The following is a 476-nucleotide window of genomic DNA, read 5'->3' on the forward strand; positions in this document are numbered from 1 at the left end:
GCCCACGGCCACGGCGGACAGCAGCTTGACGGTGTCGTCGTGGCCGGCGGGGCAGGAGGCGGGGTCCGAGGACCGGGCCATGGGACGGCTGAGTTCGAACGTGTCTCCGCAGGTGCGGCAGCGGAATTCGTAACGGGGCATGGGCTCAGGCTAGAGCCATCTAGCCCCGGAGACCACGCCCCCTGACGCCGGAAGGATCAGGTGCCGCCGCGCTCCTCACGGATGTCGGAGACGACCCGGGCGGCGGTCTGCCGCACGGCCTCGGTCTCGGTCAGGAAGTGCCAGTAGTCCGGGTGGCGTCCCTCCAGCCCGGCGATGGCCCGCTCCAGCCGGGCGACGGAGTCGTCGAGCGGCCGGGCGTGCCGGGGGTCGGGCGTGTGCCGGCCGGCCATGGCGAGCCGCTGGGCGTCGCGCACCGCGAACCGGGTCCGCTCGATCTCCTGCTGCGGGTCCTTCGCCACGGCGTTCAACCGCTG

At 73.5% G+C, this 476-nt stretch carries 2 protein-coding genes; both read right to left on the reverse strand.

From position 1 onward, the window contains the following. Positions 1-141: FmdB family zinc ribbon protein (locus tag AC0AIB_RS31170; protein WP_465098075.1), on the reverse strand; the 141-nt coding region annotated here is incomplete at its 3' end. A 56-nt stretch (positions 142-197) separates the two neighbouring features. Further along, positions 198-476 (reverse strand): hypothetical protein (locus AC0AIB_RS31175; protein WP_465098074.1); only part of this gene is annotated, 279 nt, incomplete at its 5' end.

The organism is Micromonospora sp. DSM 43699 (assembly GCF_055517075.1).